Source organism: Streptomyces sp. NBC_00102 (assembly GCF_026343115.1).
Taxonomy (GTDB): domain Bacteria; phylum Actinomycetota; class Actinomycetes; order Streptomycetales; family Streptomycetaceae; genus Streptomyces.
Map to the genome: position 1 here is coordinate 72,602 of NZ_JAPEMC010000003.1, position 16,850 is coordinate 89,451.

13 protein-coding genes are annotated in these 16,850 nt (G+C 71.1%); 7 read left to right on the forward strand and 6 right to left on the reverse strand.

Annotation, left to right across the window (positions count from 1 at the left end):
• Nucleotides 1–16: 16 nt before the first annotated feature.
• Nucleotides 17–718 (forward strand): YoaK family protein, encoded by a 702-nt coding sequence (locus OHA55_RS30945; RefSeq protein ID WP_266712727.1) that lies wholly within the window; start codon nt 17–19, stop codon nt 716–718.
• Between the two features lie 315 nt (nt 719–1,033).
• On the opposite strand, the gene OHA55_RS30950 is transcribed toward OHA55_RS30945, so the two are convergent.
• Together OHA55_RS30950 and rpmG are read right to left on the reverse strand one after the other, a co-directional pair.
• The gene (locus OHA55_RS30950) at nt 1,034–1,291 is read right to left on the reverse strand and encodes a type B 50S ribosomal protein L31 (RefSeq protein ID WP_266712729.1); all 258 of its coding nucleotides are present in this window, start codon (nt 1,289–1,291) and stop codon (nt 1,034–1,036) included.
• A 189-nt stretch (nt 1,292–1,480) separates the two neighbouring features.
• A complete protein-coding gene (gene rpmG / locus OHA55_RS30955) occupies nt 1,481–1,645 on the reverse strand; it encodes a 50S ribosomal protein L33 (RefSeq protein ID WP_266712731.1) in 165 nt (54 codons plus the stop codon).
• Between the two features lie 381 nt (nt 1,646–2,026).
• Between rpmG and OHA55_RS30960 the strand changes: the two genes are divergently transcribed.
• Complete coding sequence (locus OHA55_RS30960; protein WP_266712733.1) at nt 2,027–3,433, forward strand: PP2C family protein-serine/threonine phosphatase; 1,407 nt, start codon at nt 2,027–2,029, stop codon at nt 3,431–3,433.
• A gap of 100 nt (nt 3,434–3,533) precedes the next feature.
• Here OHA55_RS30960 and OHA55_RS30965 read toward each other — a convergent pair whose 3' ends face one another.
• Nucleotides 3,534–5,024, reverse strand: a complete 1,491-nt coding sequence (locus tag OHA55_RS30965; protein ID WP_266712735.1) for a hypothetical protein — start codon at nt 5,022–5,024, stop codon at nt 3,534–3,536.
• A 233-nt stretch (nt 5,025–5,257) separates the two neighbouring features.
• Here OHA55_RS30965 and OHA55_RS30970 point away from each other — a divergent pair, with 233 nt between their 5' ends.
• Complete coding sequence (locus OHA55_RS30970; protein WP_266712737.1) at nt 5,258–6,397, forward strand: aminoglycoside phosphotransferase family protein; 1,140 nt, start codon at nt 5,258–5,260, stop codon at nt 6,395–6,397.
• Between the two features lie 232 nt (nt 6,398–6,629).
• Here the strand turns inward: OHA55_RS30970 and OHA55_RS30975 are convergent, their stop codons facing one another.
• Entirely contained in the window at nt 6,630–7,952 is a 1,323-nt protein-coding gene (locus tag OHA55_RS30975) for an N-acetylmuramoyl-L-alanine amidase (RefSeq protein WP_266712739.1), read from the reverse strand.
• Nucleotides 7,953–8,316: 364 nt separating this feature from the next.
• Here OHA55_RS30975 and OHA55_RS30980 point away from each other — a divergent pair, with 364 nt between their 5' ends.
• Nucleotides 8,317–10,554: a germacradienol/geosmin synthase gene (locus OHA55_RS30980; protein ID WP_266712741.1), complete on the forward strand. Its 2,238-nt coding sequence runs from the start codon at nt 8,317–8,319 to the stop codon at nt 10,552–10,554.
• A 69-nt stretch (nt 10,555–10,623) separates the two neighbouring features.
• Here the strand turns inward: OHA55_RS30980 and OHA55_RS30985 are convergent, their stop codons facing one another.
• Nucleotides 10,624–11,298, reverse strand: coding sequence for a hypothetical protein (locus OHA55_RS30985; protein ID WP_266712743.1), 675 nt, complete (start codon nt 11,296–11,298; stop codon nt 10,624–10,626).
• 235 nt (nt 11,299–11,533) lie between these two features.
• Between OHA55_RS30985 and OHA55_RS30990 the strand changes: the two genes are divergently transcribed.
• From OHA55_RS30990 to OHA55_RS31000, 3 genes are all read left to right on the forward strand, one after another.
• Complete coding sequence (locus OHA55_RS30990) at nt 11,534–12,745, forward strand: HupE/UreJ family protein (RefSeq protein ID WP_266712745.1); 1,212 nt, start codon at nt 11,534–11,536, stop codon at nt 12,743–12,745.
• A gap of 127 nt (nt 12,746–12,872) precedes the next feature.
• Nucleotides 12,873–14,849, forward strand: a complete 1,977-nt coding sequence (locus OHA55_RS30995; RefSeq protein ID WP_266712747.1) for a metallophosphoesterase family protein — start codon at nt 12,873–12,875, stop codon at nt 14,847–14,849.
• A 77-nt stretch (nt 14,850–14,926) separates the two neighbouring features.
• Nucleotides 14,927–16,003 carry a DUF916 domain-containing protein gene (locus OHA55_RS31000; RefSeq protein ID WP_266712749.1) on the forward strand — a complete coding sequence of 359 codons (1,077 nt, stop codon included), beginning with the start codon at nt 14,927–14,929 and terminating at the stop codon, nt 16,001–16,003.
• A 127-nt stretch (nt 16,004–16,130) separates the two neighbouring features.
• On the opposite strand, the gene OHA55_RS31005 is transcribed toward OHA55_RS31000, so the two are convergent.
• Nucleotides 16,131–16,826: a hypothetical protein gene (locus OHA55_RS31005; RefSeq protein ID WP_266712751.1), complete on the reverse strand. Its 696-nt coding sequence runs from the start codon at nt 16,824–16,826 to the stop codon at nt 16,131–16,133.
• Between the last annotated feature and the right edge of the window lie 24 nt (nt 16,827–16,850).

A 16,850-nucleotide genomic window follows, 5' to 3' on the forward strand; every position in this document is an offset into this window, starting at 1 on the left:
CGCCGAGAATGCCCGGGTGTCCTCCCCCGTTCCCCTTCCGCCCCCTCCGTCGCCCTCCCCGGCCGGCTCCCGCGCCGAGGAGGCCCCCACAGGTCGTGCCGCCTGGGCCCTGCTGCTGCTCTCGGCGGCCTCCGGGGCGGCCGACGCGTTCGTCTTCCTCTGCGCCGGACAGGTCTTCGCGGGCGTGATGACCGGCAATCTCGTGCTGCTGGGCGCTTCGGTGACGGGAGTGGGCGACGAGGGCTCCGCGACGAGCGTGTGCGCCGCGCTGGTGTCGTACGTGGCCGGGGCGGGGTGCGGAGCACTGATGGCGCGGCGGTGGGGGTGGCCGGTGGTGGCCCTGCTGCTGGTCGAGGTGGTCCTGCTGGGTGCGGCCGCGACCGCGTGGGGGCTGGGGCTGGTCACCTCGGGGGCGGACCGGACCGGGCTGCTCGCCGTCGTGGCGGTGGCCATGGGCGTCCAGGGGACGGTCCGGGTGACTCCGACCAACTACTTCACCGGCACGCTGACCTCGCTGGCGGGGCGGCTGGCGCTGGGCCGGGCGCTCCGGGACGACATCCGGGTGTTCGGCCGGCTGGCCGCGGTGGTGGCGGGCGCCGCGCTGGCGGCCGTGGCGGCTCGGTGGTGGCCGCCGGGTGCCGCGTCCGTGGCGGTGCTGGTGGCCCTGGGCGCACTGGCCCTGGAGACGGCCGGGCGACGCGGGCGGTCCCGCGGCTGAGAGCCGGGCGGTCCGGCGGGCGCGGGAGGCCCGCGGGCAGAGAAAGGCCCCGGCCGGATCGGGGGAATCCGGCCGGGGCCGCTTGTGGGGTACGAGGGGCGGTCGCCTCTCGGCGGGTTGCTCCACGGGGATTCAGCCGAACGATCTTCCCCGTGGGCGAAAGGTGAGGCCCGGGGACACTGTCCCCCTCGCACCACGTATAGATGAACGATAAACCACTCGTGGGTGTTCCCGGACTTCCGGGGCCCCGGTGTGATCCGGCGCACCCCGCGCGGACGGCGGCCCCGGGGCCGGAGCCCCGGAACCTCCCGCAGGTCAGCGTCCGGCCGCGGCGTCCCCGTAGCGGCGGCGGAACCGGTCGATCCGGCCGGCTGGGTCCAGCACCTGCCGGGTGCCGGTGTAGAACGGGTGGCTCGCGGACGAGGTCTCGACGTCGACCACCGGATAGCTCCGGCCGTCCGACCATTCCACGCGCTCGGTCGCGTCCGCGGTCGAGCGGGTCAGGAATGCGACCCCGGCTGCCCGGTCACGGAAGACGACGGAACGGGTGGCGGGGTGGATGTGCTGCTTCATGGAGGTGTTCCCTTCTCGGGCGGACGGACGGTGCGAGGCTGGATGCCCCTGCGGGACGGATGGGACCGGTGCGGGGCGTACGTGCCCGACGGGCAGTCGGTACGCGTCGCCCGCGCCCGGCGCGCGGACCCCTGTTCCGGGCCAATCGCCCGGAACGGGGGCGCCGGAACCGTCAGCGGGCCGCGCGGATCAGCGGGCTTCGCGGAAGACCACGTGGTGGCCGGCCACCGGGTCGAACTTCCTCAGCTCCAGCCGGTCCGGGTCGTTGCGGCGGTTCTTCCGCGTGACGTAGCTCTGCCCGGTCCCGGCCGTGGACCGGAGGGTGACGACCGGCCTGAGTTCACTGCGCGCCATGAACGCCTCCTCCACTGGGCGACTCCGACCGCTTGAGCGGAATGGATGTCGTTTTCATCATGGTGCGGTAACACGAGCAACCCGAGCGGCATTCCCACCCCCGGCGCACCCCTTCCAGGAGGGCCGGAATCCACCTCCCGGGGGCGCGTTCCCGCCCCGATGCCTCCCGGCGGACGATTTCCCCTCAGACCAACACCCCAACAACGAAAGGGCGTTCGAAGTGCACCTCTCCGCGTCCGCCGCTGGCATATGCCAGACGCAAGAACGCTACGAGTGTCGCCAAACCCCTTACGAGCCCCACGCCCCTGTGTCACAGTCGTCCTCGGTTCCTCTCCCGTTCCTCCCCGAGAGCCGGCAGCAGCGTCTGTATCGGAGTCCGAGATGCCGTCCCCCCTCTTCGCGGACCGCCCGGCGGCACAACCGTCCGAGCGGAACGCAGTCGACGCGATGATCGACCGTGCACGCCGACTGCGCGGAGACCTGGACTCGGTGTGCCGGGCCGGAGGGGCCGTGGACGAGGACGATCCTCAGGCTCGCTGGCAGCGCGCTCTCTGCGAACTCGCCGCCCACCATCTGGACGACCTCGGCACCCGCCTCGGGCAGCTCAGAGAGGGTCCTCCCCCGCCGGTCCCGGACACGGCTCCGGCCGAGGAGGATCAGGGCCCGCTCTCCGGCCGGGCCGGCAGTGCCGAGTGGAACCTGCTCAACGACGGCGTCGAATGGTCCGCCGAGCTGTACGAGATCTTCGGGCGGGACACCGCCGCGGGTCCGCTCTCCCTCGACGAGTTGCCCACCGTGCTCATCCCCGAGGACCAGCCCCTGCTCACCTCCATGGTGACCAACTGCCTGGTCGACGGTAAGCCGTTGGACGGCGAGTTCCGCATCCGACGTCCGGACGGCAGGATGCGGACCCTCCACGCCATGGGCGAGCCGGTACTGGACCCCGAGGGCCGCACGGTCTCCCTGTGGGCGGTCCTGCGCGACGTCAGCGCACTGAACGACAGCCGGCAGCTGGAGGTCCGGACCCGCGACTCGCTGCACCGGCGGGACGACATCGCGAGGACCGAACAACGGATCGCCGTCGAACTCCACCAGGCCGTCCTGCCCGCCCCCCAGGACTCGCTGGGGCCCGCGTGCGGCGCGTCGGGCGCCATGGACGTCGCGGCCCGGCTCCTGCCGTCGCGGGCGTGCGGCCCGACCGGCGGCGACTGGTACGACGCCATGACGTTGCCGGACGGCCGTACCCTGCTCACCGTGGGCAGCCTCACCGGACGCGGCATTCCCGCGGCCTCCTCCATGGCCATGGTGCTGGGCGCACTGCGGGGCATGGCCGTGGCGGGCATCGAGCCCCGGGCACTGCTGACCCACCTGAACCAACTGCTCCAGACATCCGTACAGCCGGCCCTGGGCAGCGCCCTGTGCGGGCTCTTCGACCCCTCGTCCCACCTCCTCACCTGGGCGCAGGCGGGACACCCCGCGCCCGTGCTGTTCCGTGCCGGCACCGGGACCCCGCTGCCTCCCGCCGAAGGGGTGCTCCTGGGCGCCGCACCGGGCGTCGCCTACGGACAGGAGTCCGCGTGGCTGCTTCCCGGCGACGTGCTCCTGTTGCGCACCGACGGCCTTGCCCCGGCGGCCGACGCCGACACCCCGGAGAAGCTGCTGGGGCTGGCACCACGCTTCTCCCGGTCGCGCACGGCGGCCGAGTGCGTACGGACCGTCGCAGAGGAGTTCGGCGGGGACGAGCGTCCGGCAGAGGGATGCGTGCTGGTCGCCCGCATCGCCGGCTGACACCTGACACCTGACTCGCGCCCGGCAGGACACTGCTCCGCCGCAGGGGCTCGGGCACGGTCCGCGCACGGACCGCGGGTGTCACGCCGGGTCGTCGCCTTCAGGCTTGGGAACCCTTCGTCCGCGTGACCTGCCGGGGCATCACGAGTTCGAGCTCCTCGCGGAGATCACGGATCGCCGGGTCGTCGACGTATCGGTCGGTGAGGTCGTACATCTGGCGCAGCCTGTCCCAGGTGCGGTGCGAGGAGGTCTCCCCCATCGCCACCAGAGCCCGCCGGGCGTAGGTGTCCGCCTGCTCCGGGTCTCCCGCGATGAAGCACGCGGACGCGAGCGAGATGAAGTCGAAGAGTTTGGAGCGCTGGCGGCCGTCGTTCCGCATCCCCAGAGCCTTCTTGGCGTGCTGCTGCGCGAGGGCGGCGGCCGCGGGATCGTGGTCGGCCAGGGTGCGGAACGCGAGCGCCTGCATGCCGTGGAAGTCGGGCTCGTCGAACATCGCCATCCAGCCAGGCCCCTCCTCGACGTTCCGGTCGGAGACGAACAGTTCCTCCGCCTCCCCGAGGGACCGGCGCATCGCCTGCCCGCGGCCCATCGACGCGTAGGCCCACGCCTCGATGGTGTGGAGCATGGCGCGGGTGCGCGGGAGGGCCCCCTCGCTCGCCCCGGAGTGGGCGAGCTTCATCAGATCCAGTGCCTCTTCCGGACGCCCGAGGTGGACCATCTGGCGTGCCGCCCGCGACAGGGCCTCTCCGGCACGCGGCCGGTCGCCGCCCTCGCGCGCCGCGTGGGCGGCGATGACGAAGTACTTCTGGGCGGTGGGTTCGAGGCCTACGTCGTGGGACATCCAGCCGGCGAGTACGGCGAGGTTGGCTGCGACCCCCCACAACCGCTGCTCCAGATGGGCCGGGTGTCGGTACGTCAGCAGCCCTCCCACTTCGTTGAGTTGGCCCACCACGGCCTTGCGCTGGAGGCCACCACCGCGTTGGGCGTCCCATTTGCGGAAGATGTCGACCGAGTTCTCCAGCGCGGTGACCTCGTCGGATCCGATGGGGGCGGTGTCGTAGCGGTCGTACCCCGCCGAATCCGCGGTGAGGGGGGTGTCGGTTCGGGGCGCGTCGGCCGCCGGAGCGGGATCGGCACGCAGCCAGTCGTTCATGGCGCCGGTGAGGGCAGGGCCGGCGGCGAGCGCGGCGCCCGCGCTCACCAAGCCGCGTCGGTTGAGCATGAGGTCCATTCCCGTGAATTCGGTGAGGACCGCAGCCGTCCGTTCGGGCGCCCACGAGAGGCCGTCGGGATTCTCTTCCTTCCCGGCGGCCCGCCGTTTCCCCGTGCGCCCGCGTCGGCCGAACCCGAGGTCCTCGATGGTCACGACACGGCCGAGCCGCTCGGTGAACAGAGCCGCCAGCACCTCCGGCACGGGATCGCGCGGGGACTCCCCCATGTCGATCCAGCGCCGGACGCGCGAGGTGTCGGTCGCCAGTTGGGAGTGGCCCATGGCCGCTGCCTTCCGGTTCACCATCCTCGCGAGTTCCCCCTTGGACCATCCGGCCATGCCGAACAGATCGGAAAGACGGGTGTTGGGTTCTCCGGTCACGTCAAGCCCCCAGGTTCTCGGCTGAGTTGCACACTAACCCCGAGTCAGATGCGGCGCGCATATTCGCTACCCCTTCGCCAGGGTGCGCTATCTGCACTGCCACGGGCGTCGCGGTGTCAGGTAGGAGTGCGCCACCCCGCCCGGCAGCCCTCGGTACTCCCCAGGGTGCCGGACGGCCGCCGGCCGGGGTGGTGCACGCAACTTGTCGGCGCACGAAGGGATCTGTCTCGCCCATGTACACAGCATCGTCCTCCGTGTCCGCCCCGCCCCGGCCGCTCCGTCCGAGGGGATCAGGCGGCGGACCGTACCTCGCCCCCCTCTCCGGCACCCCGGTACAGGGGCTGGGCCGGACCCGGCGGGCGGCGGGCCCGGGCACCCAGCCGCTCAGCGGGAGAATCGACTTGTCGGGTCCCCAGGGCGCGCAGGTACGCATGGCCATCGCCTCCGTCCAGCGCATCTGCCCCGAGTTCAACCCGGTCCAGGTTCTGCGCCGCAGCGGACGCTCCGTACTCATCGTGGGCATGACCGGACGCACGACGGCGGTGGCGAAGTGTTTACTCGATCACTCGCCGGCCTGGACCGAACGCTTCCGGCACGAGATAGCGACGTACCGCTCGTTCGTCCGGCACCGCCCTCCGGTCAGGGTGCCCCGGCTGATCGCGGCGGACCCGGAGAACTGCACGCTGGTGATCGAGCGGATGCCCGGACGGGTGGCGGCGCTGACGCGCCACCCCGTGGAGCCGCCGCCCCGCACGGACGTGCGTCAGGTGCTCGGCGCCATCCGCCGGGTCAACGAGTGGCGCCCGCCGGCCGGTCTCTTCGACGCCCCGCTGGACTACGCCTCGCGGATCTCGCGCTACCACGAGCTGGGGCTCTTCACCGATCGCGACCTGGGCGACCTGCAGAAGCTTCTGCACGGTCTCGCGGTCGCGGGCGGCCGGCAGCCCCTGGGGCAGTTCTGCCACGGGGACGCTCTGCTCTCCAACATCCTGCTGTCGCCCACCGGTCCGGTGCTGCTGGACTGGGAGCACGCGGGCTGGTACCTCCCGGGGTACGACCTGGCGACGCTCTGGACCGTACTGGGCCCGGATGCCGTGGTGGCGCGGCGTGAGATCAGCCAGCTGGCCCAGTCGCGGGGCGCGGACGCGAGAGACGCGTTTCTGGTGAATCTGATGCTGGTGCTGACACGAGAGATCCGCACCTACGAGACGGCCGTCCAGCGGACCATGCGGGAGCCCGGCCCTGCCGGGGCGACGCACGACCGCCCGGGCACCCTGTCCACGGGCGAGGAGCAGCGGCTGCTGCTGCGTCGGCTGCACGACGACTGCGCCATGGCCCGCCGGGCCGTACGGGCGGCCGTCGGCACACGCTGACCGAGGGTGGGGCCGGGGGCCACGGGCCCCACCCCTCAGGGGGAGCGCGCTCGCGGGAGGTGCCGACACACCGGCCCGCGGGCGCGCGGTCATGTCCGGGCGCACGGACGTTCCGTCCGCCCGGACAGGGGCACTTCGCCGGTCGGCGTCTCGCGGTCGGGCGTCTCGCGGGTCGGCTGTGCGTGCCGGCCGGCCGTGCGCCCGGCCGACCTGCCCGCGGGCCGCTCGCTCGTCAGCCCACGCGTACCACGTCCACGTCGGTCGCCTTCACGAATCCCACCCGGTGGCCGATCTGGACGGTCAGGTACTTCTGTCCGCCCGTGAAGTACGTGTGGTCGTACGGGGTCGACGCGTCGATCGTCGGCGCGTAGTAGTAGCCGGTCGGAGCCTCGCCACCACCGGGGAAGGACTGCCCCGCCTTGATCGTGTAGACGAGCGGGGAGCCCGTGCGGGGCGTGAAGCCGGCCGGGTAGTCGGCCGCGTCCGGGTAGGCGACGCCGTACACGGGGACTTCGGTCCGGCCCGCCTTCGGCCGGACGACCGTGCCCTTCGTGGGTACGGTGACACGTGTACCGGCGGGGGTGCTGAGCCAGGCCTTCTGGCCGTACCACCAGATCGCCGTCCAGCCGGGCACCCGTTCGGCGACGACGGCCTGCTGGCTCGCGCTGATCTTGCTGCCCCAGTCGGCGGCGCAGTCGGTGCCCGGCGAACCGTCAGGGTGCAGCCCCGGGTCGGAGAAGAGCGGTGCGTCCGCGGAGGGCGCGGTGCGCAGGGGGACGGCGCTGCTGCCCTGGAGCGGAAGGTCGACGCCCTTCTCGCAGTCGCGGAACTCCTGCTCGTTGCGCTGGAAGTCCGGTGCGACGGTGATGAGTTCGCTCTTCTTCGAGCCCGCGGGCCGGGCCTCCTTGCCGAGGAGGGCCATGAAGCGGTTCCAGTCCCAGTAGGGGCCCGGGTCCCAGTGCATGCTGGTGGTTCCGGCGGCGCTGGTGGGCGGGACACCGTCGTGGCCGAGGATGTGCTGCCGGTCGAGCGGGATGTCGTACCGCGCGGCCAGGTGGGCGACCAGCTTGGCGGTGGAGCGGTACAACGCGTCGGTGTACCAGGCGGCCCCGTCGGCGGCGAAGCCCTCCTGCTCGATGCCGATGGAGTGGGTGTTGACGTACCAGTTGCCTGCCTGCCAGGCGATGTCCTTGGTCTTGACCATCTGGGTGACGTGCCCGTCCGAGGAGCGGACGACGTAGTGGGCGGACGTCTTGTTGAGCGGGTTCTGGAAGGTCCTGATGGTTCCGTCGAAGTCGACCTCGGTGTCGTGCAGCACGATGTACTTGATCGAGTTGCTCGCCGGCCGCTCCGCCGTGTCGTAGTTGCCGTAACTGGCCTTGTCGGCGGGATCGCCGGTCTGCTGGTAGGCCGCCGGGACCCAGTCGCAGGCGAGGCTGCGCGGGCACTCGGGGCGCACGCCGTCGGCGTGGGCGGCCGGGGTGAGCAGGGCGGTGCAGAGCGCACCGGCCGCGACCAGCGCGAGCGCGAGCCTGGACCTCTTCTTCGACGTCATGACAACCCTTCTGGGAGGGGACTTCCCCGATTCCGTGGAGCTGGACCGGTGCGGGACGATCTTTCGTACCGTCGTGGCGGCACACTCTCCGACGCAGGATGACGACACGTCAAGAGCGTTGTGGTGTGCGGCGGATGAGCCACTGGTGCAGACCACCGGCAGTCGCCGTGACCTGCGACGGGCGAGAGGGGCCGGGGCGGGTGACGGGTTCCGTTACCGGAGTTTTACTCCACCCGGGAGAGACCGTGGTGATGATGCGACTTATGACCCGAGTGCGTACCCCGGATGGCCGAGGGGTAGTGCTGGCGCGCAAGACGGGTCCGCGCGAACGGCGCGCGGAGTCTCCTGGAAAGGCCCGACGCACATGGCACAGCCCTTCTCGTTGCCGGACTTCTACGTCCCGTATCCGGCACGGCTCAGCCCGCATCTGGAGGAGGCACGGCGTCACACCAAGGAGTGGGCGCGCGGCATGGGGATGCTGGAAGGGTCCGGCATCTGGGACGAGAAGGACCTCGACGCACACGACTACGCGCTGCTGTGCGCGTACACCCATCCCGACTGCTCGTCCGAGGCATTGTCGCTGGTCACCGACTGGTACGTGTGGGTCTTCTTCTTCGACGACCACTTCCTGGAGCTGTTCAAGCGCACCCCGGACCGCGAGGGCGCGAAACGATACCTCGAACGTCTGCCCGCCTTCATGCCGATGGAGAGGGGCGCCGCGACGCCGGACCCGGTCAACCCGGTCGAGGCGGGACTCGCGGATCTGTGGGCGCGCACGGTGCCGGGCATGTCGGACGCGTGGCGGGCGAGGTTCGCCGTGGCGACCGAGAACCTGCTCAACGAGTCCCTGTGGGAGCTGGCGAACATCAACGAGGGGCGGATCGCCAACCCCGTCGAGTACATCGAGATGCGCCGCAAGGTGGGAGGCGCTCCCTGGTCGGCCGGGCTGGTGGAGTACGCGGCGAACGCCGAGGTCCCCGAGGCGGTGGCGGACGCCCGGGCCCTGCGGGTGCTGCGCGACGCCTTCTCCGACGGCGTCCACCTGCGCAACGACCTCTTCTCCTACCAGCGCGAGGTGGAGGACGAGGGCGAGAACAGCAACGGCGTCCTGGTTCTGGAGAAGTTCCTCGGCTGCTCGACGCAGGAGGCGGCCGAGGCGGTCAACGACCTGCTCACCTCCCGGCTCCAGCAGTTCGAGAACACGGTGCTGACCGAACTCGGCCCGCTCTGTGCGAGTAAGGGACTCGGTCCGGCGGAGAGTGCCGCCGTCCTCCGTTACGTGAAGGGGCTCCAGGACTGGCAGTCCGGCGGCCACGAATGGCATCTGCGCTCCAGCCGCTACATGAACGACGGTGGCGCGGCGGCCACTTCGGTCTTCCCGGGAATGCCGGACGCGTTCGGCATGGCCGCCGCCTCGATCCGTTTCACTCCCCGGTCGGAGGCGGCCCGGCTGCGGGGGCACAGTCATGTGCCGCACCGGCGGGTGGGGCCCTCCCTCATTCCGGACCTTCGGCTGCCGTTCGGGACCACGCTCAGTCCCCATCTGGACGGGGCGCGGGTGCGGGTCGTCGACTGGGCCCGCCGGATGGGCATCCTGGAGGAGCAGCCGGGGGTACCCGGCTCGCACATCTGGGACGAGGACCGGATCGTCGCGATCGACCTCCCGCTCTGCGCGGCGGGCATCCATCCGGACGCCTCCCCCGAGGAACTGGACCTCTCCTCGGCCTGGCTGGCCTGGGGCACGTACGGCGACGACTGGTTCCCTGTGGTGCACGGGCGCACCCGTGACCTGGCCGGGGCGCGGCTGGCCAACGAGCGACTGTCGCTCTTCATGCCGCTGGACGGGACGGTGGCGGGCGTACCGGAGCCGGTCAACGCGCTGGAACGTTCGCTCGGAGACCTGTGGCAGCGGACCGCGGGACCGCTGGACGAGGAGGGACGGCAGGCTTTCCGGTACGCGATCGAGTCGATGACGGAGAGCTGGCTGTGGGAGCTGGCGAACCAGGCGCAGAACCGTATCCCCGACCCGGTGGACTACATCGAGATGCGGCGCATGACTTTCGGGTCGGACCTCACGATGGCGCTGTGCCGGCTGGCGCACGGCAAGAAGGTGCCGCCGGAGATCTACCGGAGCGGTCCGATGCGTTCGCTGGAGAACGCGGCGGCGGACTACGGGGCTCTCCTCAACGACCTGTTCTCGTACCAGAAGGAGATCGAGTACGAGGGCGAGGTGCACAACGGGGTCCTGGTGGTGCAGAACTTCTTCGGCGTCGACTACCCGACCGGGGTCGCGATCCTGCACGACCTGATGAACGGGCGCCTGAGGCAGTTCGAGCACGTCGCCGAGGTGGAACTGCCTCTGCTGTACGAGGACTTCGCGCTGGATGCCGAGGCGCGGGAGGTGCTCGACGGGTATGTGCGGGAGCTGCGTCACTGGCTCGCGGGCATCCTGATCTGGCACCGGGGCTGCCGCCGGTACCGTGAGGAGGACCTGCGCGGAGAGAGGGCCGCCCGGTCGCCGTGGGGGCTGCTGACGGGGCCGTCGGGGCTGGGCACGTCGGCGGCGAGGCTGGCCTCGCTGATGGCGGGGGCGCGGGGGTAGCGCGGGCGGGGCGGATACGGTGGGGGCCGGTCCCGCACGGGTCCGGCCCGTCGGTCCGCGAAGGCCCGCTCAGTACCTGTCGAGCCACACCACGATGCCGGTGTGTCCGGAGAGAACGGCCGCCGTTCCCGCGCGGACGGCGGCCGCGCAGCGGGCGGCGGTGAAGCTGGTGGCGTCGTACGCGGAGGACATGCCGAGGCCCTCGCCCCGGAAGGAGGCGCCCGTCCAGTCGACCGCCGTGACGTTGTGGGTGGGTTCGGCGAGTTCGGCGCCGACGACCAGGAATTCCTGGTCCAGGTGGCTCGGGGTGACGGTGGCCAGGGGGTCGATGAGACTGTTGCCCGCGCTGATGATCAGGTCGGGGTGGAGGTCCATCGCCCTGATGGCGGCGGGGAGCAGGTCGGCGGTGCCGGTGGCGGTCACGGTGCGCAGATCGACGTCCTCGGCCTCCGCCCAGTCCTTCACGGCGGTGACCAGGGTCTTCGTGGGCCGGTCGTGGCCGGCGGTGAGGAGCACGACGCGGGCTCCGTCCGAGGGCCGGACTCCGGACCAGGAGCCGGGGTCCGGCGTGACGGTGGACTCGGGGGCGGGCGACGCGTCCGGGCGGATGAATCCCGCGCCCAGCGCGCCGATCGCGGAGGGGCGCGGGTGCGGCTGCGACCAGTCGGCTTCCGAGGCGCATCCGGCGAGCAGGGCGAGGGCGGCCGCGGTGGTCACGGCGGCGGCCTGGAGCGGGCGGTGCAAGACGATCGTCCTCCGGTAGGGGCCCGACCCGGTGGCACGAGGTTGCGTGCCGGTGCGGCCCGGCGAGTACGGGGAGGGCCGGTGCGGGGCGGCTTTTCCACATCCTGCGCCGCCGGCGCACCCGATCTCCAGGAAACCGACCGTCATCGGACCTTTGTTTTCCCACACTTCGCTGACCAGCCGCTTTGGGTTCATCCACGGCCTGCACGGTGCACGGGCAACCTCAAGGAGTTTCATGCCTCACCGTGTACGCCGCCCCCTGCTCGCTCTCGCCGCGGCGGTCCTCTTCCTGCTCTGCCTCGCCCGGCCCGCAGCCGCCCACGGCTTCTCGTCGACCGTGTACGCGCACATCACCGGCGACGGCGACGGGCCGCTGCGCACCCGACTGAAACTGGAGTACGACCTGCTCGTCGTGTCGGCCGCCGACACGGGTGACGACGATCCCCTCTTCCGCTCGGGCACCGACGCGTTCGACGCCGGGGACGCGGACGCCGAGGCCGCAGCGCTCGAAGCCCACCGCGGGACCGTCCTCGGGTACGTCACCCGGCACCTCTCGGTGAGCGCCGACGGGAAGGCATGTGAGCCCGCACCGGCGGGCGGGTTCCGGATGGGCACCGAGGAGGGCGTGCCGTACGCCCTGCTGGATCTCGACTGGGCGTGTGCCGAACACGGTTCGGGCGACCACCGGGTGCGCAGCACTCTCTTCCCCGATTCCGAGGGGTACGTCAAGGGCACCAAAACGATCGTCACGTACGACGTCGGCGGTCGCTCCGGGAGCGCCGCTCTCGACTCCGCGCACCCGTCCTTCTCCGTCGGCCAGGCCTGGACGCAGCGCTTCTGGGAGTTCTTCCGGCTGGGCGCCGAACATCTGTTGACCGGTACCGACCACATCCTGTTCCTGCTGGCGCTGATAGCCGGGTCCCGGCGTCCGCGCGAGGTCGTCCTCGCCGCCACCAGTTTCACGCTGGCCCACTCGGTGACGTTCCTGCTGGCGGCACTGGGGCTGGTCGATGTTCCGGCCGGTCTGGTGGAGCCCGTCATCGCGCTCTCCATCGCCGTGGTCGCCGGCTGGCACCTGTGGCGGATCAGGGGGCGCGGCACCCGGGTGGCGGAGCTGCCGGTGCCCGGCGGGGGCAGGTTCGCGCTGGACCGGGCCGGCTGGACGCGACTCGGTGTGGTGTTCTGTTTCGGTCTCGTGCACGGACTGGGATTCGCGGGCGCGCTCGGTATCGAGGCCGCCTGGTCGTGGACTCTGCTGTGGTCTCTGCTGGTGTTCAACGTCGGCATCGAGACGGTCCAACTCGGCGTCATCGCCGTGGTGTTCCCGCTGCTCCTGCTGCTCGTGCGCCGCTCGCCGCGGGCCGCCGTGTGGACCACCGGCACGATCTCCGGGTGCGTCGCGGCCATGGGGCTCATCTGGTTCGTACAGCGTGTGGCCGGTTCGTGAAAACAGCAGGTCAGGGGTGAAGTTCAACCCCATCCAAGATCGCATTCAGATTTCGTTCATCTCGCCCGGACAACTTGGCGATCGCCGTTGCATACGCACCGTATGCACACAGAAGAAACGACACTTCATGAGATCGAACGCTTCCCACCAGGCCCGGGGGCCTGTGCGGACCCGAGTGGCCACCGGTGCCACCGCCGCCTTCCTCGGCCTGACCGTGGCCTTCGCGGGCGGAGTGAGCTCGCCCGCCTCCGCGGCAGAGGCCTCCACCCTCTCCGGCATCGTCCTGGGTGTCGGCGCCAACGAGACCCAGCGCACCGTCAGCTGGTACTCCTCCGGCGACACCGCCCAGAAGGTGCAGCTCGCCCCCACGGCGCAGCTCACCGGCGGCGAGTTCCCCGCCGACGCGGTCACCTTCGACGCGCTGGGCGCCGCGAACATAGCCTCCAGCGGCGGCTACAACCGCCACGCCACCATCACCGGCCTGAAGGAGAACACCGCCTACTCCTACCGCGTCGGCAGCGAGGGCAACTGGTCGACCGCGTACTCCTTCAAGACGCAGGACTTCGAGGGCGCGTACGACTTCCTCTTCCTCGGCGACCCGCAGATCGGCTCCTCGGGCGACCTGGCGCAGGACCAGGCCGGCTGGTCGGACACGCTGGACGTGGCCACCAAGGCCAACCCGAATGCCGAACTCCTCGTCTCCGGCGGCGACCAGATCGAGAGCGCCAACAACGAGGACCAGTGGAAGTCCTTCCTCGCCCCCGACCAGCTGCGCCAGATCCCGTACGCCGCGACCATCGGCAACCACGACGTCGGCGGCAAGGCGTACGAGCAGCACTTCTCGACGCCGAACACCGACAACTCGGCCTCGAAGTACGCCAACGGCAACCCGGCGTCCAACACCTCGGGCGGTGACTACTGGTACATCTACAAGGATGTCCTCTTCATCGACCTGAACAGCAACAGCTACGCCACCTCGCAGGGCGGCGGCGGCGACGAGGCGCACACCAAGTACGTCACGGACGTCATCAACCAGCACGGCTCCGAGGCCAAGTGGAAGGTACTCGTCTACCACCACTCGATCTACTCGCCGGCCTCGCACGCCAAGGACGGGGACAACAAGACCCGCCGGGTCGACTTCCCGACCACCTTCTCCAAGCTCGGCGTCGACCTGGTCCTCCAGGGCCACGACCACAGCTACTCCCGCAGCTACCTCATCAAGAACGGCGCGAAGGCCGATCCCGAGGAGCAGCCGGGCGCGGCCGACGTCTACCCGGGTCCCGGCGGCGTCCTGTACGTCACCGCCAACTCCGCCTCGGGTTCTAAGTACTACGACATCACGGCGCCCGACAACAGCGGCACCAGCGGCGCGGGCAACGGCGCCGACCCGCTGAACCCGGACAGCTACTGGTACAACTCCGTGCAGAACCAGGAGCACGTCCGCAGCTACGTCAAGGTCCAGGTGCGGGACGAGAAGCTCGTGGTGGAGAACGTCCGCAGCAGCACCTGCGACGCGCCCAACTCCGAGGTATCGCACGGCGACTGGTGCAACAACACCACAGCCGCGCAGCCGGTCGGCTCGATCGTCGACAAGGTGAGCATCCACCCGTACCACGGTGACGGCCAGTCGCTCCAGGTCAACGTGCCCAACGCGGCTCCGGGCGAGTTCGGCTGGACCGTCGACGGCTACAACGGTCTGGTGGACCTCGGCACCGCCAAGGAGGAGAACGGTGACCACTTCACCGCCTCCGGCAAGATCAACCCGATCCTCGTGTCGGACACCCGCCGCACGCTCTCCCCGTGGTCGGTCTCGGCCAACGTGAGCGCGTTCAAGGACGCCGACAAGACGTTCGCGGGCTCCTACCTGGGCTGGTCGCCGTACGTGCTCGACCAGGGCGCGGGCGCTCAGGCCGGTTCGCCGGTCGCGTCCGGGTACGACGACCAGGGTGACGGTCTGGCCGTCTCCCGCGGTCTCGGCTCCGCGGAGCAGGGTCACGCACGGGGAACCTCCAAGCTGGGCGCCGACCTGGATCTCAAGATCCCGGACAGCGTGCAGAAGGGCGGCTACCGCGCGACCCTCACGATCACCGCGCTGAGCAGCTGACCGATCCCGCTCCACCGGTGGGGCAGGCTCCGGTCCACCGGAGCCTGCCCCACCTCCTTTCCCAGAGAGACCCCGAGATGCACGCAGTGGCACCATCCCGCCGTACCACCCCCGGCCTCCTCCGCGCCGTCGTCCTCGTCCTGCTCACGGTGCTGGCGCTCGCGGGCGTGTGCACCGCTCCGGCCCGCGCGGCGGACGGTGACGTCACCTGGACGGTCCGGACGGCCTCCAACGACTTCGGGAACGACCGGTCGAGCTTCGGCTACAGCGTGAACCCGGGCGGGAAGACCGAGGACGCGATGGTCGTCGCCAACCACGGAACCACCGCGCTGACCCTCGCGGTCTACACCGCCGACGGCTTCACCACCGACAAGGGCCAACTCGATCTGCTGACCCGGGACAAGAAGTCCCGCTCCGTCGGCGCCTGGGTGCGCGCGGCGCACGAGACGGTGACGGTCGCCCCGGGCAGGACCGCCGAGGTCCCGTTCACGGTCTCGGTCCCCGCCGACGCCACCCCGGGCGACTACGTGGGCGGCATCCTCACCTCGCTGGGGCAGCCCGACGACACGGAGGGCATCGCGGTCGACCGGCGTCTGGGCATCCGTATCAAGCTGCGGGTCAGCGGGGCGCTGCGGCCCTCGCTCGCCGTCGAGGACGTGCACGTCTCGTACGACGGTTCGGCCGGCTCGTTCGCTCAGGGCGACGCCACGGTGACCTACAGCCTCCACAACACGGGCAACGCGATACTCTCCGGCACCCAGAAGGTCGCCCTCACGGGCCCGTTCGGCATGCTGGGCGCGGATGCCGCCGCCGTCGCCGCGCCGCCGGAGCTGTTGCCGGGCGAGCGCTGGAAGGTGACGGTCCCGGTCCACGACGTCACTGCGGCATTCCGCCTCACCGCCACCGTCACCGTCACCCCGGTCCTCACCGACGCGGCCGGCTCCACCACCGGCCTCGATCCGGTCGTGGCCACGGCCCACGGCTGGGCGGTCCCGTGGACGCTGACGCTGCTCGTGGTCCTGGTCCTCGCCGGGATCGTCGTGGCGGTCGTGCTGACCCGGCGCGGGCGTGCCCGTCGCAAGCGGCTGGAGGACGAGCGGGTGCGTGAGGCCGTGAGCCGCGCCCTGCGGGAGAAGAGCGGGCAGCAGTCCTGACCGGCCCGGTCCGCACGGCCTTCGATCGAACGGATCCGGGCGGTCGCCGTCTGCGGCCGACCGCCCGGGGCGTATCGCGTCCAGGTTCCGCCGACCCGGTGAGCCGGAGGTCCGGCGTACGGCACTGTCAGGTGCGGGCGGCGGCAGCGGCGACGATCCAGTTCCGGAACTCGACGGCGTAGTGCCGCAGGTGGTGGTCCAGGACCTCGTCCGGGCACGTGACGGGGAAGTAGACCGTCAGGTTCGCGGTGAAGCCGTCGGCCGTGTCGCCGAACTGGATCAGTGCGCGCCCGACGACCGTGCCGTCGGCCAGGAAGAGGTTCGAGGACATCTTGCGCGGAAACTCGGACTCCGGGAGGAGTTCCGCCGCGTCCTCGGTCCAGGCCAGCGCGTCGGTGCCCCAGCCGCCCATGTAGAAGTCGGCGACGTGCGGGCCTATGTTCTCCACCACCCGCGCGCCGATCTCGTCGGTGCCCATCACGTAGTGCTCGGGGTGCGCCGCGAGCAGCGTGCGTTCGTCCCCCGCGAACGCCCTGTCCATCCAGGCCAGGAACTCGGCCGAGGTCAGCCCCTTCGTCGCGAGCACGGTGGTGCCGCCCTTGAAGGCGCCGCCGGAGGTGCGGGCGCTTTCGCGCAGGACGGCGTTGCCCTCCTCGATGTCCGGGGCGAGGAGGTCGAGGAGCCCTTGGCGTCCCAGCAGCGTCCGGAAGCGGTCCACCGCGCGGCGGGCGTAGAAGAGCTCGAAGTCGTCGATGCTCCCGGCGCCGACGGGTCCGGCTTCGAGTGTCACGGTGACGGGCTGGAAGGTCTGGCTGTCGGTCATGGTCGAACCTCCAAAAAATGCGAA

Bases quoted from the DNA above. Each gene is read 5' to 3' on its own strand.
- OHA55_RS30950 (WP_266712729.1), bottom strand. From the start codon at position 1,291: ATGAAGCAGCACATCCACCCCGCCACCCGTTCCGTCGTCTTCCGTGAC.
- rpmG (WP_266712731.1), bottom strand. From the start codon at position 1,645: ATGGCGCGCAGTGAACTCAGGCCGGTCGTCACCCTCCGGTCCACGGCC.
- OHA55_RS30960 (WP_266712733.1), top strand. From the start codon at position 2,027: ATGCCGTCCCCCCTCTTCGCGGACCGCCCGGCGGCACAACCGTCCGAG.
- OHA55_RS30970 (WP_266712737.1), top strand. From the start codon at position 5,258: ATGTACACAGCATCGTCCTCCGTGTCCGCCCCGCCCCGGCCGCTCCGT.
- OHA55_RS30975 (WP_266712739.1), bottom strand. From the start codon at position 7,952: ATGACGTCGAAGAAGAGGTCCAGGCTCGCGCTCGCGCTGGTCGCGGCC.
- OHA55_RS30980 (WP_266712741.1), top strand. From the start codon at position 8,317: ATGGCACAGCCCTTCTCGTTGCCGGACTTCTACGTCCCGTATCCGGCA.
- OHA55_RS30990 (WP_266712745.1), top strand. From the start codon at position 11,534: ATGCCTCACCGTGTACGCCGCCCCCTGCTCGCTCTCGCCGCGGCGGTC.
- OHA55_RS30995 (WP_266712747.1), top strand. From the start codon at position 12,873: ATGAGATCGAACGCTTCCCACCAGGCCCGGGGGCCTGTGCGGACCCGA.
- OHA55_RS31000 (WP_266712749.1), top strand. From the start codon at position 14,927: ATGCACGCAGTGGCACCATCCCGCCGTACCACCCCCGGCCTCCTCCGC.
- OHA55_RS31005 (WP_266712751.1), bottom strand. From the start codon at position 16,826: ATGACCGACAGCCAGACCTTCCAGCCCGTCACCGTGACACTCGAAGCC.